Origin of the sequence: Erythrobacter sp. (assembly GCF_039988855.1) — a bacterium.
Taxonomy (GTDB): Bacteria; Pseudomonadota; Alphaproteobacteria; order Sphingomonadales; family Sphingomonadaceae; genus Erythrobacter.
In genome coordinates this window covers 1-22,855 of record NZ_JBDXIY010000005.1, presented here as the reverse complement: position 1 = coordinate 22,855, position 22,855 = coordinate 1, and the positions used below count along the sequence as shown (strand labels likewise).

15 protein-coding genes, 1 tRNA gene and 2 rRNA genes are annotated in these 22,855 nt (G+C 53.6%); 4 read left to right on the top strand and 14 right to left on the bottom strand.

Features of this window, described 5'->3' with window-relative positions:
• Positions 1-2,191: YadA-like family protein (locus ABJ205_RS01795; protein WP_348160310.1), on the top strand; the 2,191-nt coding region annotated here is incomplete at its 5' end.
• A 48-nt stretch (positions 2,192-2,239) separates the two neighbouring features.
• Here ABJ205_RS01795 and ABJ205_RS01790 read toward each other — a convergent pair.
• The 3 genes from ABJ205_RS01790 to ABJ205_RS01780 form a co-directional block, all read right to left on the bottom strand.
• A complete protein-coding gene (locus ABJ205_RS01790; protein WP_348160312.1) occupies positions 2,240-3,754 on the bottom strand; it encodes a tryptophan halogenase family protein in 1,515 nt (504 codons plus the stop codon).
• 11 nt (positions 3,755-3,765) lie between these two features.
• Entirely contained in the window at positions 3,766-5,301 is a 1,536-nt protein-coding gene (locus tag ABJ205_RS01785; RefSeq protein WP_348160314.1) for a tryptophan halogenase family protein, read from the bottom strand.
• Between the two features lie 105 nt (positions 5,302-5,406).
• Positions 5,407-7,857 carry a TonB-dependent receptor gene (locus ABJ205_RS01780; protein ID WP_348160315.1) on the bottom strand — a complete coding sequence of 817 codons (2,451 nt, stop codon included), beginning with the start codon at positions 7,855-7,857 and terminating at the stop codon, positions 5,407-5,409.
• 260 nt (positions 7,858-8,117) lie between these two features.
• On the opposite strand from ABJ205_RS01780, the gene ABJ205_RS01775 reads away from it, so the two are divergent.
• On the top strand, positions 8,118-9,131 hold the full coding sequence (locus ABJ205_RS01775) for a LacI family DNA-binding transcriptional regulator (protein ID WP_348160316.1): 1,014 nt from the start codon (positions 8,118-8,120) through the stop codon (positions 9,129-9,131).
• Positions 9,132-9,154: 23 nt separating this feature from the next.
• Here ABJ205_RS01775 and ABJ205_RS01770 read toward each other — a convergent pair whose 3' ends face one another.
• Positions 9,155-10,066, bottom strand: a complete 912-nt coding sequence (locus tag ABJ205_RS01770; protein WP_348160318.1) for an ROK family protein — start codon at positions 10,064-10,066, stop codon at positions 9,155-9,157.
• Positions 10,067-10,069: 3 nt separating this feature from the next.
• Positions 10,070-11,224 (bottom strand): glycoside hydrolase family 68 protein, encoded by a 1,155-nt coding sequence (locus ABJ205_RS01765; RefSeq protein WP_348160320.1) that lies wholly within the window; start codon positions 11,222-11,224, stop codon positions 10,070-10,072.
• A 185-nt stretch (positions 11,225-11,409) separates the two neighbouring features.
• Between ABJ205_RS01765 and ABJ205_RS01760 the strand changes: the two genes are divergently transcribed.
• On the top strand, positions 11,410-12,759 hold the full coding sequence (locus tag ABJ205_RS01760; protein WP_348160321.1) for an MFS transporter: 1,350 nt from the start codon (positions 11,410-11,412) through the stop codon (positions 12,757-12,759).
• Positions 12,760-12,923: 164 nt separating this feature from the next.
• Here the strand turns inward: ABJ205_RS01760 and ABJ205_RS01755 are convergent, their stop codons facing one another.
• The 5 genes from ABJ205_RS01755 to ABJ205_RS01735 form a co-directional block, all read right to left on the bottom strand.
• Positions 12,924-14,375: an MFS transporter gene (locus tag ABJ205_RS01755; protein WP_348160323.1), complete on the bottom strand. Its 1,452-nt coding sequence runs from the start codon at positions 14,373-14,375 to the stop codon at positions 12,924-12,926.
• Between the two features lie 72 nt (positions 14,376-14,447).
• Positions 14,448-15,881 carry a hypothetical protein gene (locus ABJ205_RS01750; protein ID WP_348160325.1) on the bottom strand — a complete coding sequence of 478 codons (1,434 nt, stop codon included), beginning with the start codon at positions 15,879-15,881 and terminating at the stop codon, positions 14,448-14,450.
• Positions 15,882-15,915: 34 nt separating this feature from the next.
• Positions 15,916-17,211 (bottom strand): patatin-like phospholipase family protein, encoded by a 1,296-nt coding sequence (locus tag ABJ205_RS01745; protein WP_348160326.1) that lies wholly within the window; start codon positions 17,209-17,211, stop codon positions 15,916-15,918.
• Between the two features lie 24 nt (positions 17,212-17,235).
• A complete protein-coding gene (locus ABJ205_RS01740; RefSeq protein WP_348160328.1) occupies positions 17,236-17,649 on the bottom strand; it encodes a hypothetical protein in 414 nt (137 codons plus the stop codon).
• A gap of 73 nt (positions 17,650-17,722) precedes the next feature.
• A complete protein-coding gene (locus ABJ205_RS01735) occupies positions 17,723-18,133 on the bottom strand; it encodes a hypothetical protein (protein ID WP_348160330.1) in 411 nt (136 codons plus the stop codon).
• 311 nt (positions 18,134-18,444) lie between these two features.
• Here ABJ205_RS01735 and ABJ205_RS01730 point away from each other — a divergent pair, with 311 nt between their 5' ends.
• On the top strand, positions 18,445-20,001 hold the full coding sequence (locus tag ABJ205_RS01730; RefSeq protein WP_348509976.1) for a hypothetical protein: 1,557 nt from the start codon (positions 18,445-18,447) through the stop codon (positions 19,999-20,001).
• On the opposite strand, the gene ABJ205_RS01725 is transcribed toward ABJ205_RS01730, so the two are convergent.
• The 4 genes from ABJ205_RS01725 to ABJ205_RS01710 all read right to left on the bottom strand — a co-directional run.
• Positions 19,998-21,371: a hypothetical protein gene (locus tag ABJ205_RS01725; protein WP_348160333.1), complete on the bottom strand. Its 1,374-nt coding sequence runs from the start codon at positions 21,369-21,371 to the stop codon at positions 19,998-20,000. The genes ABJ205_RS01730 and ABJ205_RS01725 overlap by 4 nt on opposite strands.
• 665 nt (positions 21,372-22,036) lie before the next feature.
• A tRNA-Met gene (locus ABJ205_RS01720) sits at positions 22,037-22,113 on the bottom strand.
• 104 nt (positions 22,114-22,217) lie between these two features.
• Positions 22,218-22,332 (bottom strand): 5S ribosomal RNA (rrf, locus tag ABJ205_RS01715).
• Between the two features lie 134 nt (positions 22,333-22,466).
• Positions 22,467-22,855: ribosomal RNA gene (locus tag ABJ205_RS01710) — 23S ribosomal RNA — on the bottom strand; the annotation flags it as partial.

The following is a 22,855-nucleotide window of genomic DNA, read 5'->3' as shown; positions in this document are numbered from 1 at the left end:
CGTGGGCGCGGCAACGACCAATAGCTTTGACATTGCAATCGGCGGTGTTGCAAACGCAGCAGGCGGAAACGCCATTGCTGTGGGTAATGCGGCCACGACAACTGCGGAGGCCGCAATTGCTATCGGCGAACTTACAGATGCAACGATGGCTGGCGCAATTGCGATTGGCGGTGATGGCCTTGACGGTAATGCTGACGGCGCGCAAGCGGGCGGCCAAGAAGCTGTCGCTTTGGGGGCAGATACAAATGCTGGCGGCGGCTTTTCGGTGGCCATCGGATCGGCTGCTGCGTCTGCTGGGCTTAGCGCAATCAGTATTGGCGTAGGCAGCACAGCCACGACAGAGGGTTCTGTCTCGCTTGGACGGTCCAGCGATGCAACCGGATTTACCGCGGTGGCCATCGGTTCTGACGCTCAAGCAGCGGGCACCAATTCGATTGCCTTTGGCGTTGAGGCCAATACCACTGCAAGAGGCTCGATTGCCTTCGGCCAGGACGCGAGCGTGATTGATGCGAATGAAGACAATGGTTTTGATCCACCTTCAGTCCAAGAGTCGCGCGATGCCATCGCCATTGGCACCGATTCGCAGGTCGCCGGCAACGGCGCAATCGCATTGGGGAAAAATGCGCGCGTCTTGGATGAAAACAATCAATTTGAAACAAAACCCTCAACAAATGCGATTGCTATTGGCGCTGATGCAACTGCACAAAGCAGTGAAGCCATTGCGTTGGGAAAGAGCTCAACCTCTTCAGGTAGCAAAGCAGTCGCAATTGGTTCTAGCAGCCAAGGAACCGGACTCGCTGGTGTTGCTGTGGGCAACAGTTCGATTGCGTCTGCAGGCTTCACAACGGCTCTCGGACCCTCGGCAGAGGCAACAGCCACAGATGCGACAGCGATAGGCTTTAATGCCGAAGCCACTCAAATCAGAGCCATCGCACAGGGCAACCGCGCCCGGGCCAGCGCGCGCGCAGCCATCGCCATTGGCGGCGATGATGATGGAACCGCTATTGGCGCACAGGCCTTGGGCGAGCGTTCGATTGCTATTGGCGCAGATACCGAAGCCTCCGGCAACGGAGCCATCGCCATTGGCGGGGACGGTAATGACGGCAATGTTTTGGGCGCGCAGGCGGCGGCTGATGGCGCGGTTGCCTTGGGTGCGGATGCGCAAGCTACGCAGATAGGAGCGGTTGCCTTGGGTTCTAGCTCACAAGCCACGGCGGATCAGGCGATTGCATTGGGTGCCAGTGCTCTGGCCACCCGCTTGTCGGCAACTGCTATTGGTAATGGTGCGCGGGCAAGCGGTCAGCAAGCCACAGCCATTGGTCAGGGCGTGACCGTTGCCAATACTCTTGCAACAGCGATAGGGTTTAACGCGCAGACAGGCGCTAACCAAGCCACTGCAATTGGCAGTCAGGCGGGCGCCTTGGGGCTGGCCTCGGTTGCGATTGGTTCAGCAGCCAAGGCCCAAAGCACGGCGGCCACTGCGATTGGCCAAGGGGCCAATGCAGGCGGTGTGTTGGCTGTGGCGATAGGTCAGTCGACCCAGGCCACTGTGCTACAGAGCAGTGCCTTTGGTGCCCGCTCTGATGCAACTGGAGTGAACTCCACCGCCCTTGGGTACAATGCCAATGCGGGACAATCTGGCTCAACCGCAGTGGGCGCAAACTCTGTCACCACCGCTGCCAATCAAGTTGCGCTGGGCGGGACGAACACTTCTGTCAGGATCGGCGATATCGATGCCTCCACCGATGCGCAGGTCGGCCCCGTTGATGTGGTGACAGTGGATGCTAACGGCACGCTTGGCCGCCAGCAGGCCGCCACTATGTCCTCGGTGCAAAACGTGCGGGTCGCAGTCGATCACATCGCGGCGGTGAGTGATGCGCAGTTCAATGCTCTGTCTGCGCGCACCGGCGTGCTTGAAGGGCGGATCGACAATATCGATTTCCGCCTTGATGATCTGGATGAAAGCACAAGCGGCGGCATTGCAGCGGCGATGGCTTTGGGCGGCACGATGATTGTGCCTGACAGCACATTCTCGGTCAGCTTTAACGCCAGTACCTATCGCGGCGAGCAAGGCTTTGCCGGCTCCATCACTGCGCGAGTGGGCGAGAAAGTTTACGTCAATGGCGGCGTGACCGGATCAACCGCCAAAAAATCAACCGGAGGCCGCGTGGGCGTAGCCTTTGGGTTCTAAACTTTGGGATCAGGTGGTGCCTTTTAAAACGGGCGCCACCTGCTGCCATCAGCCCAGCGCGGCGAGCCAATCGTCATGGCTGGGGAATTTCGCCTTTGACTTGGCGGCGCCTGTGACAATGTCCTGCGGCACTTGCACCGGCGTTTTAATGCCGCCTGCGCCCGCTTGTTCTGGCGCGTCCATTCCGAACAAAATATACTCATAGCTGCCGACCGAGAACAGCTGAAGCGGGGTTTCAAAGTCATATTGCGTCGGGGGCTTGTGCTCCCAAATGTTCAGCCTTTTCGCCAGCGCGGGAACGATGCGCTCAGGCTTTTGTACCTCGCGCCAAAACGCCGTGTCATCGCGGCGCGTAAGGCAATAATGCAGGTTCACAAACTCAAGGATTTCATCATAGAGCCGCGCAATATGCCCATTATACGCATCGCGCATGGCGGTGCTACGCTGGCTATTGCCAAGATCACCAAAATCCACATGTTCCAGCAAAGCGGCAATCGACGCCTCAACCGTATAGAGCGCGGAGGATTCCAGCGGCTCGATAAAGCCTGATGACAGCCCGATGGCGATGCAATTGCCGATCCATGGGTTTGCTCTGCGCCCAACGCGAAATTGCAGGCGCTTGGCAGGCAAATCTGCTGCATGCGGCCCTTCGTAAGCGCGCAATTCTGCCTCGGCTTCATCATCGCTGATGAATTGGCTGGAATAGACATAGCCAGTGCCGCGGCGCCCTTGCAGCGGTATATCCCAAGACCAACCTGAACTCAGCGCGCTCGACATGGTGTAAGGTTTGGTAGGGCCGGGCCGGTGGACATCATAGGGCACGCGAATAGCAACAGCGCGGTCGCACATGAGATATTGCCCAAAATCGACATAATCGCCGCCCAAAGCTTTGCCGATCAACAGCGCACGAAAGCCGGAGCAATCGACAAAGAAATCACCGGCCAGCGTGTCGCCGCTGTCGAGTGTTACGGAGCTTATTTGATCGCCCTCGCCGACAGTCACATCGGTGACCAAAGCCTCAATATGGCGGACACCGCGAGCCTTGGAAAAATCGGCCAATGTGCCGGCAAATTTCTCCGCATCCATATGGTAGGCATAGGGAAAGACCGAGCCATAATCGGGCCAGCCGAGCGCTTTGGGTGCGTGTCCATCACGGTTCAAATGGTTCATGATCGACACAGTGTCGGCCCATGGCACATCGCGCGCGCTGCCCAGCCAATCGCGCGCAGCAGTGTCAGCGCGGCCCTTTGGCGTGCGCTGGTCAAAGGGGTGGAAATAGACTTCCCCATCATTATGCAGCCAGTTTTTGAAGCCGATGGCGCTTTTGAATGTTGCATCAGCGGATCGGAGAAACTCTTTCTCGCCAATGCCAATGCGGCTCAAGGTTTCGCGGATGCTGGGCACGGTGGCCTCGCCCACGCCGATCCGGCCGACTGCTGGCGATTCCACCAGCGTCACATCAACGACGCGGCGATCAGCGTTCACCACCGAATTGATGTAAGACGCGGTCAGCCATCCGGCCGAGCCGCCCCCTACGATCACAAGGCTTGGCAGATCACTCACTCGCGCAATCCTCAACCGGCCTTGGCGAGCAATTGTGCGCCCGCCAGAAATTCATCATGCGAAGGCGCAGCGGCCGCAGTGCTGCGGATTTGCGCCTGCATATCGCGCATCACATTGTCTTTGAAATCATCCGGGATCAGGCCGGTTAGCGGATCATTGGCGCTAGGCTTTGACCCCATTCCGTTCAGCACAGCGGCCCAGCTGATATTGGTGAACAGGTCATCATGATGCGACAAGATCCGCCCATTTTCCTCAAACAGATCAATCTTCTGCTGAAGCGAGCTGGGCAATTCCATGCTGGTGACATGGCGCCAAAATTCTGAATCGCGGCGTTCTGACAGGCAATAATGCAGCACCAGAAAATCGCGAATTTCCTCCATTTCGTCAGCGGCCAATCGGTTGAACCGGTCGATCAATTTGGGATCAGGTTTGCTGGCCGGGAAATGGTCAAGGAAGCGGAACAGATTGATAAAGACCAGATGGATGCTGGTGGATTCAAGCGGCTCCAAAAAGCCTGAGGCCAGCCCCAAGGACAGGCAATTGCCGCGCCAAATCTCGCGGCGCATCCCGCCGGTAAAGCGCAGCACGCGCGGCTCTGCCAAGGATTCGCTGCCAATCGCTGCTAGGAACTCGGTCTTCGCATCCTCATCGCTGATGAAACGGTTGGAATAGACATAGCCATTGCCAGTGCGGCTTTGCAGCGGAATGCGCCAGGTCCAGCCCGCCGAACGCGCAGTAGACACAGTGTAAGGATGGGTCGCGCCATCCAATTGGGTCGGCGCGGCAATGGCGCTGTTGCACGGAAGCCATTCGCTCCAATCTTCATAAGGGCTGCCCATTTCCTTCTCGATCAACAGACCGCGAAAACCCGAGCAATCGATGAAGAAATCGCCTTCGACCGTCTCGCCCGATTCCAAGGTGATCGAAGAGATCGCATCATCGGCAGATTTTGCCACATCGATGACTTTGCCCTCGATCCGTTTGCAGCCTTTGCCCACGGCGTAATCATGCAAATATTTCGCGACCAAACCGGCGTCGAAATGCAGCGCAAATTTCAGGCCGCCAAGCGGTGAACGCGGATCATTATCCGGCAGAGCAAATTTGTCCTGCTCCGCCAATTGGATCGCAATGGATAGATCCATCAGATCGCCGGTCGTCGCGCCCTGACCGTTGCGCGCGAACCAGTAATTGAACAAGGGGCGGTTTTCAATCGATGGACCAAGCGTGCCAAACGGGTGCCAGTAATCCTCGCCCTGCACTCGCCAATCACGAAATTTGATCGCCAGCTTCATGGTCGAATTGGTCTTGCGGATAAAATCGGCCTGATCGACTTTTAAGAAGCTGATGAAGTCGAGGATCGTTGGGATTGTGGCCTCGCCCACACCGACTGTGCCGATGACCTCGGATTCCACCAGAGTGACGGAATGCCCCGAATTGGGGTTGGCTGCGAACAAGCGCGCAAGGCATGATGCCGCCATCCAGCCGGATGTTCCGCCGCCCACAATTACGAATTTCTTCGGTCCGTCGCCCATGCTTTGATCCGGCACTTCATCACTCCAGTCTGATTGTCACAGGTTAGCTTTATCGCGGGCAAAAGAAAGGGGGAGCGCACCGCGCCCCCCCTTGCCAATTTCGTCAGTAAGTTGGGCCGATTAGAAACGGACAGCCATCTTAGCCGATAGAGTGCGCTGACCGATGCTACGGCCAACTGCGATGTCAGGCGTGCCGTCACCGTCTGTATCAAAGATACGGCCTTGGTCGTCTTCAACCTCGGTAACGCCTGTTGTGTTGAACAGGTTGTTTGCATTGAGTGAGAAACGAATATTGTCTGTCACGTCAAAGTTCACAAACGCACCAACGGTCGCATAGCCAGGCTGGACGGATACATTGTTGAAGCCGCCAAAGCTCTTGGATGTGCCAACAACGTTAAAGCCGACTTCAACCGGATCAAACTCAACCGAAGGAGCCAAGCTGTAAACAAACTTAGCCTGACGGCGCGGTGTGTTTCCGATGAATGCTGGGTTACCGAAATCGGTCACTTCTGCATCGGTGTAAGTCAAAGCGCCGCTCAGGTTGAACGGGCCTCTGAACAGCAGGAATTCTGTTTCAAGACCGCGTGACTTGTAAGACACGTCGATTGAAACAGGAACACCGGCCGTCACTGACGAGTTGGATTCCTCGGTGCGTGCATCGAACAATGTTGCATAGATGCGGAAGCCTGGAACCGAGTATTTCACGCCGAGTTCAGCCTGCTTCACAACGTCAACAAACTGGTCTTCAAGCTGCAAAGCGCCTGAAACCGTGTTTACGCCGGCGGAGAACGCTTGACGCTCGCCGTTGAAAGAAGCGCCTTTGGAGTAACGTGCGAAGAACGACAGGCTGTCGGTTGCACGGTAGTTTACACCCAAAGAGTAAGACATGTGATCAACGGTGAAGTCGTTGCGAGTAATCGCAGATGCACCTTGGTTGATCGAAACGTCAGCTTCTGGAGCACTGATTGTGCCATCGCCGTTCACGTCGAAAGGCTGACCCGCAGCGCCGGTGATGACGCCTTGTTGCTTCAGACGATCATAACGCAGGCTACCGTCCACAGTGACGTTGCCAAAGTTTGCGCTCACAGCGGCAAATGGCGACGACGTTGTGTATTCAAGGTCGTAATTGCGGTTGTTACCGTTCCAGCCGAAGCCTTTGTTGTAGCCAAGGATACCGTTTTCGGTTTGGCCAGCAACGTCAATCATCGCCGCATTGGTCGATGTTTCGGTCAGGAATTGGTTCCAGTGCCAATCTTGCTTGAAGTTTTGCGTCATGAAGAAGTAACCGGCTGTGATATCAACCGAGCCATTGTCCATGTCGAAAGACTTGGTCAAACGCAGATCGTTTGCAAAGTTGCTCATGTCTTCAAGTTCAACGTCGAAGTTTGCAACTTCTGTGATGAACGGGTTTCCGTTGCGCGCTTGAAGGCTTGCAGAAGTAACCGCGGTGCCAGCAGCATCGCCATTGAAGAATGTCGCAGCCGCACCAGCAAGGCGGGTGTCAGCGTCAGCAACATTATGCGTGAAGTGGCCGATGAAATCGCCAGAGATGTTGGCATAACGACCAGCATTCGTCAGCGTGATGCCAGCGCCCAGGTCGAGCTCCAAGTTCATGCCGATGGATTGCGACTGAACGTTAAAGCCATCTGCAAGATCGCGATCTTGAACAACGCCCGAACCATCAACAACTTGATAGTAGCGGTTGTTTTGACCGTAGATCGAACGACCAGCTGGAAGACCTGGGATAGAACCCGTTACTTCGCCGGCAGCATTGATTGCCATAGCTTGCGGCAGGAATGTTGCGTCTTTCTTGTCGACGAGCTTGCCCCAGACGCGGATGAAACCATCAGCGCCAAGATCTTTCTTCAGGCTCACACGGAATTGACCGCCTTTAATCGCGTCATAGCCAGTTTCGCGAGCATCGCCGCCAAGCTGATAGTGACCGCCAGCGTAAAGGTTGAAGCCTTCACCAAGGTCGGTGCCAAATTCCGCTTCAACGCGGTTGTTATTGTAGCCAATGCCTTTTTCGAAGGAGAAGCTTGCGCCTTCGAAATCAGATTTGGAGATCAAGTTGATGATCGCACCCGGGCCGTTGGTTGTCAGCGTAGACGCCGAACCACCGCGAACAGCCTCAACCCGCGACAAAGTCAGATCGCTTTTGTAAAAGCCATCAGCTGGAGCGAAGTCAAAGTCACCAAACAGCATGATAGGCAGGCCGTCTTCTTGCAGCTGAACGAATTTCGCGCCGCCTGTAGAAATCGGAATACCGCGAACACCGATATTGGTGTTACCACCGCCAGCAGATGCTTCTGAACGAATGCCCGGCACAAGGCGGAACACTTCAGCAAGGCCGCGTGGTGCAGTGTTTTCAATCGCGTCGATGTCGACAGCCGTTACCGAGATACTCGCATCGAGGCTGTTTGTTGCCTTGACCGAACCAGTAACGATGATTTCGTTGCCTTCATTTGCGCTGTCATCAGCGGCTGCGTCCTGCGCCATAGCAGCAGGCGCGCAGAGTGCGGTGCCCAATGCCAGCACAGATGCGCGGGTAATGTGTTTGGTGAATTTCATATTTTTTTCTCCCAGAAAAAACTGTCGGACAGGTCCTATTTAACCGTATCGAATCGCGGGGTATCATTCTGACAATCGATTGCAAGCCCGTTTATGCAATCGGTTGCAATTTGATTGCGTGTGGGTACGAATGCCCGACAAAATGTGGCATTCTTGTTACATTTTTCGCTACCTGAGCCTCGGTTTATGATTGCCTAACAACCACAAAATGAACGGCCCAAGGGTTGCCAATTATATCACCTTCGCAGATGAGTGTGAGAATGACTGCTCCAATACGGATCAAAAACATCGGGGAACTGGCCAAGCTGGCTGGTGTGTCGACATCCACCGTCTCGCGGGCTCTCGACGATTCTCCGCTCATTGCGCAGAAAACCCGCGACCGGATTCAAGCCTTGGCGCGCGAACATGACTTTCGCCCCAATGTTATGGCGCGCAATTTGCGGATCCAGCGCACGGGCGCGATTGGCGTTGTGATCCCGCTTGGCCATGAAACCAGCCAGCATATTTCTGATCCGTTCTTTATGACCATGCTTGGCCTGCTTGCCGACGCGCTAACTGGGCGCGGGCATGATTTGATGCTCTCGCGGGTTATTCCCTCTGAGGATCAATGGCTCGACAAAATCGTAGATTCCGGCCGCGTCGATGGCCTGATCATTATTGGTCAGTCCGACCAATCAGCCACCATTGACCGCGTCGCAAAACGCTATCGCAATCTTGTTGTGTGGGGCGGCTATACCAAGGGGCAAGTGCATTGCTCCGTGGGCTCTGACAATGTGCGCGGCGGATATTTGGCGACCAGCCATTTGATCGAGCAAGGCTGCGAGCGCATTACCTTTGTCGGCGATCACCGCATCCTAGAGATGTCGCAGCGTTATGAAGGATATAGGGCCGCCATGGTGGAGTCCGGGCTGAAACATAATGTGTCGGAGCTAACCGCGCATTTGGTTGCGGAAACCGCCCACCCTGAAATCACCCGCTTTCTCGGTGAAACGGCTCAGCCGCCGCAAGGCATATTCGCCGCAACCGATGTTATCGGGATGAGCGCGCTTCGGGCGCTGTCTGATTTCGGGCTGGCCGTGCCCGCTGATGTCAAAGTCATCGGCTATGACGGCCTGACGATTTCAGAACACACTGTGCCGCGCCTCACCACAATGAAGCAGGATTTGGCCAAGGGTGCCGGCAATCTGATTGATCTTCTCTTCCGCCGCATGGCCGGTGAGGAAACAGACAGCGTAGTGATTGAACCGGAATTGCTGCACCGCATGTCGAGCTGATCAACAAATAGCGCGGGGCGTATTCAGGCGGCTTGCTGCGCTACAGCCAAAGCGCCGAGCAGTCCCGCATTGGTCCCAAGGCCAGGCGATGCGATTATGTCATAGGCATTGCCGCTGAAATATTGCCCGCCCAATTCGGCGGCCTTGGCCTTCACCAAAAACAGCAAGTCAGGCGTGGCCATTACGCCGCCGCCCAAAATGATCCGGTCCGGCTCAAGCACGGCTTGGAGATTGCAAACCACTTGCGCCAAATAGAAAGCGATGATTGACTTGGCCTCATGATTGTCCGGCAATTCAGATAGGCTCTTGCCCCAGCGTTTGATAATCGCAGGGCCACTGGCAAGCCCCTCCAGACACGCACCATGAATGGCGCAGCTGCCCGCAAAACCGTGGTCGCTTTCGTGCAATTGCACGCGCATATGGCCCATTTCAGGATGGCTCACGCCGTGCAGCATTTTGCCGCCAATCACCGCGCCGCCGCCAACACCTGTTCCAATAGTGAGGTAGACAACAGAGCGGCAATCGCGCCCGCGGCCCCATCTATACTCCGACAAAGCCGCTGCATTTACATCGGTATCAATGGCAATGGGGCAACCAAAGGCACGTTGAAATGGCCCCAGCAAATCGGTGTTCAACCAGTGCTTTTTCGGCGTATCTGTAATGAAACCGAAATTCGCCGCGCTCTTATCCAATTGCAACGGACCGAAACTGGCCAAGCCAATTGCATCAAATTTGCCGAACGTCTCTGATTGCTCACGGAACCAAGCAATCGCGGCGGTAATGGTTTGCGCTGGCGTCGTTGTTGGGATGCGCGTGGTCTCAAGAATGCTGCTGGCATCAACCCCGCCAACAATGTCGCCCTGCAAACGCGCAATGCCAAGCACGAACTTTGTGCCGCCCGCCTCGATCAGACCATAGAGCTTTTCACCCTGCATGGGTTAGCTTGTAACCCAAGCGCGGGCCGCATCCAATTTAATCGAGAATCTCGGCGCAGGCACTCCGCCAAAATGGCTCCGCACGCGCTCTGGATGATCGGCCAGCGGCTCGCCTTGCATGCCCCAATAATCAACGAAGCTGACAACTTCCAAATCCGCCGTTACCCACCAACTAAAGGTTTGCCATGGCTCACCGGCTGGATTGGGCGCGACCAGGCCTGTGCCATTGAGCGGGCTATACGGCCCAAGCAATGAACGCGAGACCATGCCGTACAGACCCGTCGGCCCCTTTGGTCCATTGGGTTCAAACACAGATGTCTGCGTCGACCAGAACACATAATAGAGGCCATCACGGCATATGACATGCGGGCGCTCTTGCTCATTATTCACACCGTCTGCGGAAATCAGCGGCGGCAGCAAAGTCCATTGTGAGTTGTCGCTATCATCGGCCCGCGCGATGCCGATCACACCATTATGCGTGCTTTGCGTATCCTTCAGCGAGCCGGTGAACAGCATGTAATCCCGCCCATCCGCCGGATCGCGAAAATGCGCTGGATCGCGAAATCCGATAATCTCTCCAGGCGCGCCAAGCTGCTGATTGGCCAGATCATAGACCTCATCATCGGAGTGCAGAAACTCCTCTGGCTCAGACCATCCTTCAACGGCTAGCGTGTCACCCTTCCAGCCTGCCGTGCCGGTCGTTTTAAAAAGACGCTGCTCAAAGGTAGGGGCCTCTTCGCCGCGGCGGCCCGCGGGTGTCCAAAACAAAGTGAATGCGCGCGTTTCTGGATCATACAAAGCCGAGCCAGCCCATTCGCGGCTACCGGGGCAAAATCCATCGGGCAGCAAATTGCCGCAATCGCGCCATTCATCGCCGCGCTGCAAAACCAAGCGAATGCGCGCCTGCGCATGGCGATCAATCGGATCAGGAAACGCTGGCGCCGATAGAATCATCCATGCTGTCCAGCCATCAAACAGCGCCGTACTGCCGTCGATCAATTGCGCGGGCCACAAATCCCACAGGTCTAAGCCATCAATGCTTGGCAGACCGTCTAGCGAAGTGACAGGCGGGATCGCAGGCGCATTCTGGCGCGCAATTGCCGCCACATGCGCCCCGCCCCAACGGGTTCCTGCCACTACTGATTCTGCGATGGTCACCGCGTGCCTCTCCAATACGCTTTTTTGCTCTAATAGATAAACCGAAACAAATTACAACAATCGATTGCATAAACTCTGCAAACAAGTGTTTTTTGATCGAGCCTGGATCAATCTCTCCCTCGGCGAATTGATATTGCAATCGTTTGCAATTCTGCCTAGAAGGCGAAAAAATGCAGGAGAGAATAATGTCGGCAAACAGTGTGGCTGAAACCATGGCCAAATTGGGCACTAAGCCCAAGCTTTCCCTGCTGCGCATCATCGAAATGAACATTGGCTTCTTTGGCCTCCAGTTCAGTTTCGGCCTGCAACAAGCCAATATGGGGCCGATCTACGGCTTCCTGGGTGCCGATCAAGCCACCATGCCTTTGCTGTGGCTTGCTGGACCGATGACCGGCCTGCTGATCCAGCCCATCGTTGGCGCGATGAGCGACCGAACAAATTCGCGCTATGGCCGGCGCACGCCCTATTTCCTGATCGGGGCGATCATTTGCTCGCTCAGCCTGCTGGCGATGCCTTACAGCTCGACTTTATGGATGGCGGCCTCGCTGCTGTGGATTTTGGATGCAGGCAATAACATCACAATGGAGCCCTACCGCGCTTATGTGGCGGACCGGCTGCGCACAGATCAACGATCGGTCGGCTTCTTAACGCAAAGCGCCTTTACCGGCCTTGCGCAGACATTGTCCTATCTCGCCCCTTCCCTCCTCACCTATTATGTCGCCTCCGATGTCTTGGACGCCAATGGCATTCCGGTGGTTGTGAAAGTGGCGTTTATCATCGGCGCAATCCTCTCAATCTCCACCATATTGTGGTCGATCATCAGAGTGCCTGAGCTGCCATTGACCGAGGAAGAAAAGGGCCATTTAGACGCCAATCCTCTGTCCGCCTCCAGCGCGCTGAAAGACATTTGGACCGCGATCAAAGAAATGCCAAAACCGATGCGCCAACTGGCGCTGGCGATGCTGTGCCAATGGTACGGCATGTTCGTCTATTGGCAATTCATCGCCTTTGCCTTGTCGCGCAGCCTCTTTGACACAGATGATGCATCCTCAGCGGGTTTCCGCGAGGCAGCACTCGTTTCGCAGCAAATCGGCGCCTTCTACAATTTCATCGCCTTTGTCAGCGCCCTGCTGCTGATCCCAGTCGTGCGCAAATTTGGCGCACGGTCCGCCCATGCCGTGTGCTTGACCGCTTCGGGTATCGCCATGCTGCTGATCCCGGGCGTGGATGAGAAATCTGTTCTATTTGCGCTAATGTTCGGCATTGGTCTTGGCTGGGCAGGGATGATGGGCAACACCTATGTCATGCTCGCCGATTCCATCCCGCCAGAGCGCAACGGCATCTATATGGGCATATTCAACATGTTCATCGTGATCCCCATGCTGATCGAATCCCTGACAATGCCGCTGATCTATGAACCACTACTAGGCGGTGATCCGCGCAATGCGATTATGCTGGGCGGTGTGTTGATGGTGCTGGGCGCACTGGCGACGCTGATGGTGGATGCCGGACGACCGTCTAAAGCGCTATCGTGACACACGACTCTAAAATCGCACATAAACTAGCAAATCTCCTATGTCTGCAATTGGGTCGTCGACGGAATAGCATTTCTTCAGAACGCGGAAATTTTGGGCGCAATGGCATCTATCGACCCATAGGCTAACAATCTTGGAACGAGTACGAAAACCAAATTTTGTGCTCACTCATATCTTTCTTCGTTCACGAATATCAGCCCGGCGAATCCAATTAGGAATAGCATTCCAATTGAAGCCATTCCCACTCGCTGATTACCTGTCGCATTTGTGCCCAGTTCGACGAGCAACGGGCCCATCCAAACAGTTATGGTTCCAGCAATAGCGAAGAGACCAAAAAATTCCCCGCTCCGCCCCTTAGGCGCCAGAGTGACAAGCATCGCCCGACTAGAAGAAATACTCGCAGTCGCCGCAATCGCGATCAGCGCGATCAAGGCAAGATAGGCAATGTCAGAAGCTGTTTGAAAAATCAGACCGTCCCATACGGTGAAATTGTCATATAGGCCAAACAGCATGGTTTGTGTGGTCAAGGAAAGCTGGAGCGCAAAAGCGGTTGCCATCACGAAAATTTCGATCATCAAGGCGCGTTTGACTCCAATTTGAGTGTCGAGCCAGCCCCCGAAAATTCCGCCCGCAAAAGCGAACACCGATCCGACAATCGCATAGCATGTGATCTCTAGAAACCCCCATTCTAGGAAAAGTGAAACGTACACCGCGCCCAGTGCCAGCAGGGCGGCTACGCCATCCGCATAAAACATCCGCGCAAGCAGAAATTTCATCAATTCTTTGTGATCAGAGGCCTTTCGCAATGTCGCCAACACTGTGGGCATGCTGCTCTTAATCGCTGTAATCCAGCTGGCGCCTCTGGTGCCGGGATCTTTGCCATAGAGAAAGAACGGAACCGAAAATACTGCTAGCCAGACAGCACAAATTGGCCCCACTATGCGCATATGCTCAAAGCGATCGAGGTCGATCCCGAACTGCGGTTCTTGGAACGGCCACTGGATCATCGCTGGCAATACAAAGAGGCAGACCAGTGCGGCGAAGATGAGAACAGCTGCCAGATTGCCTAATCCCAGCGCCAGTCCTGAAATCATTGATAATCTGTCAGCCCGCCCAGCCGCCGTTAGCATGGAATTATGCGTAACTTCTGAGAAGGTGAAGCTTACATAAGCCACCACCAGTATCAACATGATGACTCGCGTCGGCAAACCCTCTTCGCCAGGAACTGCATACCACAGCAGCCATGACAAAACCGCGATTGTACCAAGCATGAGGGCTAGGATTGGCTTGCGTCGGCCACCGCGATCCAGTGCCGCGCCAAGAATGGGTGCCGATAGGGCAGCGGCAAAACCCGCCCATTTGGTGACCGAAGCAATCGCAGCCTGACCTTGTGCATTTGCGGCTTGTTTGGCTGCTTCCGGGCTGAGATTGTCCAGCTTGCCGCTCGCCAGCAAATCGGCACCAATGATATCGCGCGCAAAATAGGGCGCAAAGACGAAGATAACGATCAAAATGTAGTAGGGGTTACGGGCCCATTCAAAGATTGCCCAAGCGAATCCGGTTTTGCCCAGCGCCCCGCCAATTCCTTCGTCATTGCGCAACGCTGTATCGGTCAAATCGAATGCCCCCGGCTAAGATGCTACCATGTTTACGATGATCGCCAAACCGGGGGCAAGTCAAAGCTATGCTCAGCTTACTCCGTCTTCTACAATGTCGCTATTGAGTTCATCGGGATCGAGCAGCAGTTTGAGTTCATTCTCTGCGGTTATGAGATCTATTTCGCGCTGAATGGCATTCTTCCGTCCGTCGCGAAAGGTTTCACTAGCGGCAAAAGCGCCGGCCAATCCTGCGGCAATGCTGGTCCCTGATCCATGTGCTTTGGTGCCCATCGCAAGCAATCCCCCTTTGTCGGAAAATTCTGCGCTCGTTGCCTTGCTTTCAAACGCTCCACTACCCAGCGGTAGAGAAAAATAACCTGACAATTGCGGCACTGAAATCGAACCCTTCTTCATCAAAGCGAGCGTACCGGCCTTTTTTTCGTTTAGCAGTTTCATACAAGCTACATTCCGCTCAGCGGCCGCCCCACTGATCTCTGCCTTAACTTCGTTGACTTCAAATTGGACTGGTACGGGCCGGAAATAAATGAACTTATTCATGAGGGTTTTGGGTTTTAACGAACCGCTGGCGGTGTACTTTTTAAGCCACCGATTCCGGCTGCCGCTTTCCACAGGAGTGGATGCATCAAAGGCCGGTTTTGAAACTGATGCCTTTACGCAAAAGCCGTGTTTTGCGACATTAGTCTCGATTCTGTCCGCGTTGTGGAACCATTTACCGTATTCGATCGGCCGCACAAAATATGCTTGTTCAAACGGCTTATCGCTGCGGGAAAAGTGATCAAGGATTGTCGCTCTAGTGACCGAGAATTTGGCGCTCGTCGACAATGTCAGCTTCTTTTCAAGTCGGGCATGTTCTTTCTTTTGGCTTTCATAAAGTGTGAGAGCTTTTGGGCTTAAGCTATCTCCTTGTACCAAGAGACTTTCTGCAGTGAGGATGTCAATTTTCAGTTTTGCGAGCCGCCTAGCCTGTTTTTGAACTTCCTCCTTGCATACCGGGGCAAGGGGGTCCTCTACGGTTCCATTGAGGAGAGCGGCTCCGCCTCTACTTTTCATCCCTGACCCACTAAAAGTCAGCAAGCCCGCCGCTGTTTTTAGAAGGGAAGTTGCGATTGCACCGCCTTTCCCCTCACCTTCTGCGTTAATTGTTTTCAGCATCCCGTTGGGATGAAAGGTCAGGGCGATGCTCCGACTACCCAAGAACGAACTGCGCGGATTCAGCCGAACCAATTCGCCTTTTGCACTGGAGCCGCTGATAAGCACACTATGCTCAATCCTGGCATCGCTGCCTTCAAATGATAGCATTTCCGGTTCATCCGCCTCGCCGGCAATTCCTGCAGGCCTAGGAAATGAGAAGGGTTGCGAGGGACAAAATATCAGCTTTGCTTGCATTCCTGCCGCTGCGCTACCCTTGGGCAGATGATAGGCTAATTCTTGTGCCTTTATTGGCATACTTGCCAAGAATGTTCCGCAGGCCAAAGCTAATGATAGTTTTTGCGTGTAAGTCATTCTGAATTCCCACCAATTGCGATTGATCAAATTGCTATTTCACGGCTGCGACCTCAGGCAGCGGTATCCATTCTCCATTCTTTGCTTTGTGGCGGCCAAAATCCATTAGGCAGGCCATAAACTTCCGATCAAACATTGTTCCGTCGTCTAACTTTGTGCATCCCGATCCTGTCAGCTCGGCATCAGGCCGCTGAAATGGCTTACCAAAACCGTCCGCTGAAATTAGATTGATCCCACCGTTTGGCCGCTCCAGGCGCAGCGTGGCAATTGATTGGACCTCAATTTCGTTCACAATCGTGGAATACGCTTTCAGGGCGGCAGAGAGTGCGTCGAGACTACCATCAACCGCAAGATCATGACCCTTGAGAGGAACTGTCGGCCCATTGCGAATGACATAAACAGAAGATTCATCCGGGACCGCACCTAAGCCCTTCTGAACCTTATTTCGCTTGGCAGCCAAATCATTCACCAACCTCACATCAAACAGCGATTTACGCACACCTCCATCAAAATACGTTTGGCCTTCGACCTTAATTTGCTGGAAAAAGGTTGGCATTGCAGCAGAAGACAGCGCCGCCGCGGTTAAGCACTGCTGCGCGTCGCCAAGAGTTTCGGATTCTTTCGCAATCCAATTTGTGTTCACATACTGAAATTGCCCGGTTGAACCATCGACGAATCCGATCAACGCAATACGTTCGCTTTTCTTCAAACGCTCAATCAATGGGCAACCATCTTCGGGATTGCCGTTGTTGCAGAGCGCTTCCTCGATACGTGTCTTCAAGGGTCCCAAGCCCGCGACAGATCCCGTAAGAGCAGCAAAAGGCACAGCGTCTCTGTCAACAATATCAGCTTCGTCAACGATCGTATAATTGTCTACTAACCCCTTATAATCGCCCGCGGCAACGAACAAAGCCTGGAGACCTCCGGTGCTAACCCCTGTAACAATCGAGAGATTGTCAAACGGCGGTTTCGGCTGCTGTTCATATGCTGAACAATGGTCGGCGCTAGGGCAAGCAAGTTGGTCGATCACCCCGGTTCCGAATGCCCCCCACTGGCCTCCACCTGACAGCAGCAGTGCGGATCCGAGATAAAAGCTCCCTTTGTCCCTGTTACCGTCTGCAGGGAATCCGTTCCCATCGAAGATGTTTGCAGGCTCGTTTCTTGTCGATTTTTCCACCCCCCCGCCACTTTGGATTGTTTGCACCAATTCAGAGGGGGGCAAAGTTTGAACGAAATTTTCTTTCCAGCCTTTGCAGGATAGCTCCATTGGCCCTCGCGTCGCGCAGCCGGAGATCAGCAGCGCCAAAGCCGTGATTGCAATACTCTTCATCAATTTACCCCCTTTGTCTGTTTGCTAGAACATGGAATTGCGCCAACCGCGCGCCTTGCCCGCGCAGACCCAGTCTTTGGATGAAACGTCCGAACCAATCGCCTTAGACCTGTGACGCCCGGTGGCGAAGGCTGTCGACCATTTTTTGGTATAGCCAGCCGCGATTCCAGAGGCGCCACAATCTGGGCCATTGTTGTACCGCTGGTTGCAAAACCGCGCGTAAACCCGGTAGCTACAACGGTTGGTGATACTGACGATCAATCGGTCCGTGCTCGTTCTGCTTTTTGACCATTCGCTCGACGTGGACAAGCAAGTGTCACCATATTGAGTTTGGCCATCCCAACAGCCGTCGCTGTCTAGCGAACTGCTGTGGCTGGCGCTGACGATCGAAGCGCTGGCGAGGGTGATCGCTGCGATGATATTTTTTGAGTTCTTCATATCTTCTGTTCCAAATTTAGTGTGATTTGATCCCCCCAATCCCAGAGCAGGACCTCATTGAAATTCGCGGCCGCTATTTAAACCCAATTTGTCGAAGTTTCGTGAGCAACTCAGGCCCCCCATTCGGGTTGTTTAGCATCGCCTGAACTGCCAGTGGTGACAATCGCATACCTTCCACAATTGGAGTGCAGCGTAACGGATCATTGACGGCATCTTGGCGGTAGCATTGCCCTTGTGCAGCCCTATTGGCATCAGCTTGCGTTGCATGGCCAGTCGCAACGTGGCAGCGATCTTCTTTATAAGAATACTCTCCTGAGAACATGGCCTTTTTATCTTCCGCGTTTGCATAGCTCGCAAACTGAGAGAGGCAGGAAGCGACCTTCCAATTTGCGTTTGAATTGACCGTTTCGCAGGCTGTCAGAGTGACAGCTGATGAGATAATAAGTGCCGCTTTCGCGACATAGCTGACTGCAAATTTCTTCATGTTTTCGACCTTCTCGTCTGTACGATGGAACGCCTTATTGCCTTGCCATCATCCCAACTGCGTGATCGCAGCGTGAAAATTCTTGAACAAAATTCAGTATTTGCCCAAAGAAGTAAGTTGGGGGCACACTTTTGGGACACGAACGCTATCATCTTCGATTGATCGGGCCGTTTGGATTGGCCTCTGATAATGATCTACCCATCCACATAGGCAGCCGCAAAAGCCGCGCTTTAATTGCTATGCTGGCAACCGGTGATAATGGGAGGCGCTCGCGTGTCTGGTTACAAGACCGATTATGGGGCAATGCGGATTTGGAGAAGGGACAAGCGAGCCTCAGGCGTGAAATCTCCAACTTGCGACAAACGCTGACTGCGCAGGGTGCCGATATGATCCTGCGCGTCTCTTCCACCGAAGTTGAGCTTGACCTAAACTATTTGCAGGTGGATTTTCTAAGCACATTGGATGGCAAAGCAGACCGGAGTATTGCGCTTGGAGCAGAATTCCTTGAGGGGCTCGATATCCCTTATGAAGAGGGGTTTGAAGATTGGCTCAGACTGTGTCGGAGCAACTTAGACGAACTGCGTGAGAAAATTGCAGCGACTGCCTCCACTGCAACTTCACTTGAGACATCGACAAAGAACACGTCTGCCAGCTTCAAAACAAAGCTCGCCATACTGCCGTTCACGCATTGGACGACCGATCCCAATGGCTCCGCCCTCGCAAGCAGCTTGGTTGAAGAAACTTCACACGTCCTTAGTCGATATGCAACTTTGCTTGTTATTGATCCTGCCACTAGCCTATCGTTTGGCCGCAAGGATGAACAGATAGCTTTCATCAAGCGGTCCAATTTGCGTTACTTTATTGGCGGCAATATCAGGCAGGATGGCAATCGACTGAAAATCACTGTCAGCCTGACCGATTGTCAATCTGAGCTAAAGATATTCTCAAAAAAATTTGAAGGATCGCTCTCAAATTTCTTCGACCTGCCCGATGAAATTGCAGCTACGCTTGCTCCGGAAATTGATGGGAATATCGACCGTAATGAGAAACGAATTGCTGCCAAAAACCCGGTGCAAGAGCAGGGTGCTTATGAACTGTATTGGAAGGCTAATGCCGCGTTTCGCAACTGGTCTGCGGAATCAATCGGTGATGCAATTTCTTTGACCGCCGCGGTTCTAGAATTGGAACCAAACAACGCTTGGGCAAAATCTCTGGGCGGGTTTTGTCATGCCGTTTTGGCAACATATCAATGGTCTTCTGATCCTGCTTCGGCGCGGCTTATCGCGAAGGATGCTGCCCTCAAAGCGGTTGAGTGGGAACCAGGCGAGCCGATAGTTTTGGGATATGCGGCAGGGACATTGGCCCTGATCGGAGAAGATATCGAGAACGCCGATAGGCTCGTGAAACGAGCGCTAGAGATGGAGTTCCCAACCTCAGGGATTTTTTTCTGGAGCGGTTGGATAGACCTGATTCGGCGTGATTTCGGCGCGGCTCAGAAGAAGTTTGAAACCTGCCTTGAAATAAATCCAAATTCCGCTGTCCGCCCCTTTATGTTATCTGGAATGGCTCTTTCACGATTGATGCAATCGTCGTTTGAAGACGCAGAAGCCCATGCGCTTGAGGCATTACAATTGCTTCCCAAACAGCCAATTGTCCTGGCAACAGCAGGCGCTGCAAAACTGGCGACCGGCAAAAGTGAAGAGGCGACCTCGATCGCCCGCACATTTCTTTCAGTGGGCGGAATTGAAACGCTGTCACCGCTGCTCAAAGATGACCGCGAAAAACTGATAGTCACTGCGCTCGTGGAAAAGGTCAGCGAGGGCAAGCAGTTCGATATTGCCCAATTATTTGGACAGCCTGTCGCTTAGGATGCGTCGACTAGTCCAAGGTCCACGATTGCTTGATTCCAGAACAATTTGCGCATCGTTGGCTCTAGCAAAAATTCTCTAGTTTCCGTCCAACGCCCCAATCTCGACATCGTATCATTTGGAGATCCAAAGTCGCGGTGGACTTTGGTCTTATCCTTTCCACCCAATTTTGCCCAATGCATGCTATAGTCGATCTTATGTTTGTCGAGTGCTTCGCGCACCAAGCGGGATCCCTCGACGATCTCTTCTCCATATTGCGGCGGCAAACGAAAGGCCTTGTCGGAGATACCATCAATTTCAATCACCGCGCAATTGTCGAACCTCGTGAAGGCAAGCGTGCCCGCAGCATCATGCACAAACCGAACAGTAAACAAGAATGTTTGCCATTTCAGATGTTTCACAGCTTCACATATTGCGGGCAAAGCTGAAGCCAGTTGAGATTGGTCAATTGCAAAAGACGCATTCCACAGCATGCCTGGCAATCCCCCAGTGATTTCGTCGGGATGCAAGTCGGCCCACGCAACATTATTTCGAGGCGCGGTTTCCTGGTCCCATGCCATTAATACTCCTCGGTATTTTTCGAAAATTTTGACGGGATCTAAATCAGTTGCGTCATCTTCTGCGCGCCCGTTAGGGCCTGATCCTTGAATAGCCAACGCCAACGCATCGGGAATTGCCAAGTCGCCACTGTGTAATTCAGCGGTCGGGGCATCAGCATTCTTTAGGTAGACGTTGTGAATGGCAGGTGTTTTGTTCCATGCGAAAGGGTCAATTGTGAGTTCATAAAAGGCCATATTGCCTTTCAAATTCAAACCAGACCCAATCGCGGAAAAGTCACCGTCAGAAAGCAATTTCAACCATGTTTCATCGATCGATTTTTCAACGATACGAGAATTGAATCCAGTATTTTCCGACAGCTCGATCACCACACCATTGATGACACCCATTGCGCCCAAGTGGATCAATACATCCTCAAAAATCGCATCGTTCTGAATGAGGCCACCTGGTAGAGCACTCTCAACAAGGCTCCTTCTAAGGATAGGCTCGCCGGAACGTTCAATCCACACAGCATCTGACGGGTTAGGTCCGGTGACCAAATGGATAGCTCTGACCAAATTCTGCAATCCGCCATAACCGAGGCGGGATCCGTGGCTGGCCGTCCCAAAACCGCCGGCAATGGTTGGCCCGAGATGTGTCCCGGACGTTGGAATCGACTTTTCACGTCCATCTGCACGCGCCCATTCGACAATTTCTCGAAGGCGCGTCCCGCCACTAACGAAGGCCAAGTTTTCTGGTGCTATCAAGCAATCGGACGACAACTGATCCGGCATTGCGCCTGCTATACTTGCAAGGCCTGAGAGGTCGATCATCAAATCACGCGGCCCAACCAATTTGGAGAAACTCCAGCCTCGTCCAGACATCTCGATCGCTTCTGGTGGGGCGATCGGTCCAATTGTCGGCAAAATCCGCGGCCGCAATTTTTTGGTAATATAGGTCTGTAGGAGCTTAGCGGTTGACGCAAATACCGTAGGACCGTCTTGCCCTTGAAGGTCGGCACAATGCACATAACCAATTTCACGAACACGGCCATTTGGTTGCGGAAGGTTTTGCGCAGAATAACGACCTTCGCTTGTGAGGTGATAGTTGCACCAGGGCACTTGGAAATTTTCTGAAATGCTCGGCATATTGGCTCTCCTAGGTAAGCAAAAACATAACTAACGTGGCGTCGTCCGTTTTGCGTGAAAAAGTCTGATCATGCTTCCCCACCAAAAATCTAAACAATTCCTAAAACAGCGCGAACGGCGAATGCACACTATCGGCTCGTGATCTTTGGATTTTAAGTTTTGGGAGCCTTCAAGTTCAACCAAAAACCATGGGTCCTGACTCCCTCCATAAGCTATCCTGATCAGCATTTGAGGGGCCATCAAAGCTAGAACACCACATCGCGCCACAGCATCCCGAATATACAGCGACAAACGCGAGAAGCCCCACTGGTTCACAGTGAGGCAATTATTATGTGTTTTCGATGAGATGGTGGTTGCGGGGGTTGGATTTGAACCAACGACCTTCAGGTTATGAGCCTGACGAGCTACCGGACTGCTCCACCCCGCGGCACCTATGACGCCTCATGCAGAGACATCAAAAGGGCTGTCCTTAACGGAACAGCCCTTTGACTTATGAATGGGTTTTGAAAACCTGCAACCGCTAGCTTCAATGCCTGGCAGCGACCTACTCTTCCATGCCTTAAGACATAGTACCATCGGCGCTATCTGGTTTCACGGCCGAGTTCGAGATGGGATCGGGTGGGGCACAGACGCTATGACCACCAAGCAATGGAGCCAGCGGATGCGGGTTTTAAATCGATGCACCTTATTAAGGGTGTTACTTATGGGCGTATCTGGCTTGAGAATTCTTCTCGCCAACGCAGACTGCAAAAGCAGAACTGTCGTTGATGGTGGGATTCAACAAGCGCGAACAGAACTATTAGGACCGGTTAGCTACATGCATTACTGCACTTCCACACCCGGCCTATCAACGTAGTGGTCTACTACGGTTCGATGATACCTAATCTCAAGGGAGGCTTCCCGCTTAGATGCTTTCAGCGGTTATCCCGTCCATACATAGCTACCCAGCGGCACTCCTGGCGGAATGACTGGTACACCAGAGGTATGTTCACCCCGGTCCTCTCGTACTAGGGGCAACTCCTTTCAAGTATCGACGCCCACGGCAGATAGGGACCAAACTGTCTCGCGACGTTCTGAACCCAGCTCACGTACCACTTTAATTGGCGAACAGCCAAACCCTTGGGACCTGCTCCAGCCCCAGGATGTGATGAGCCGACATCGAGGTGCCA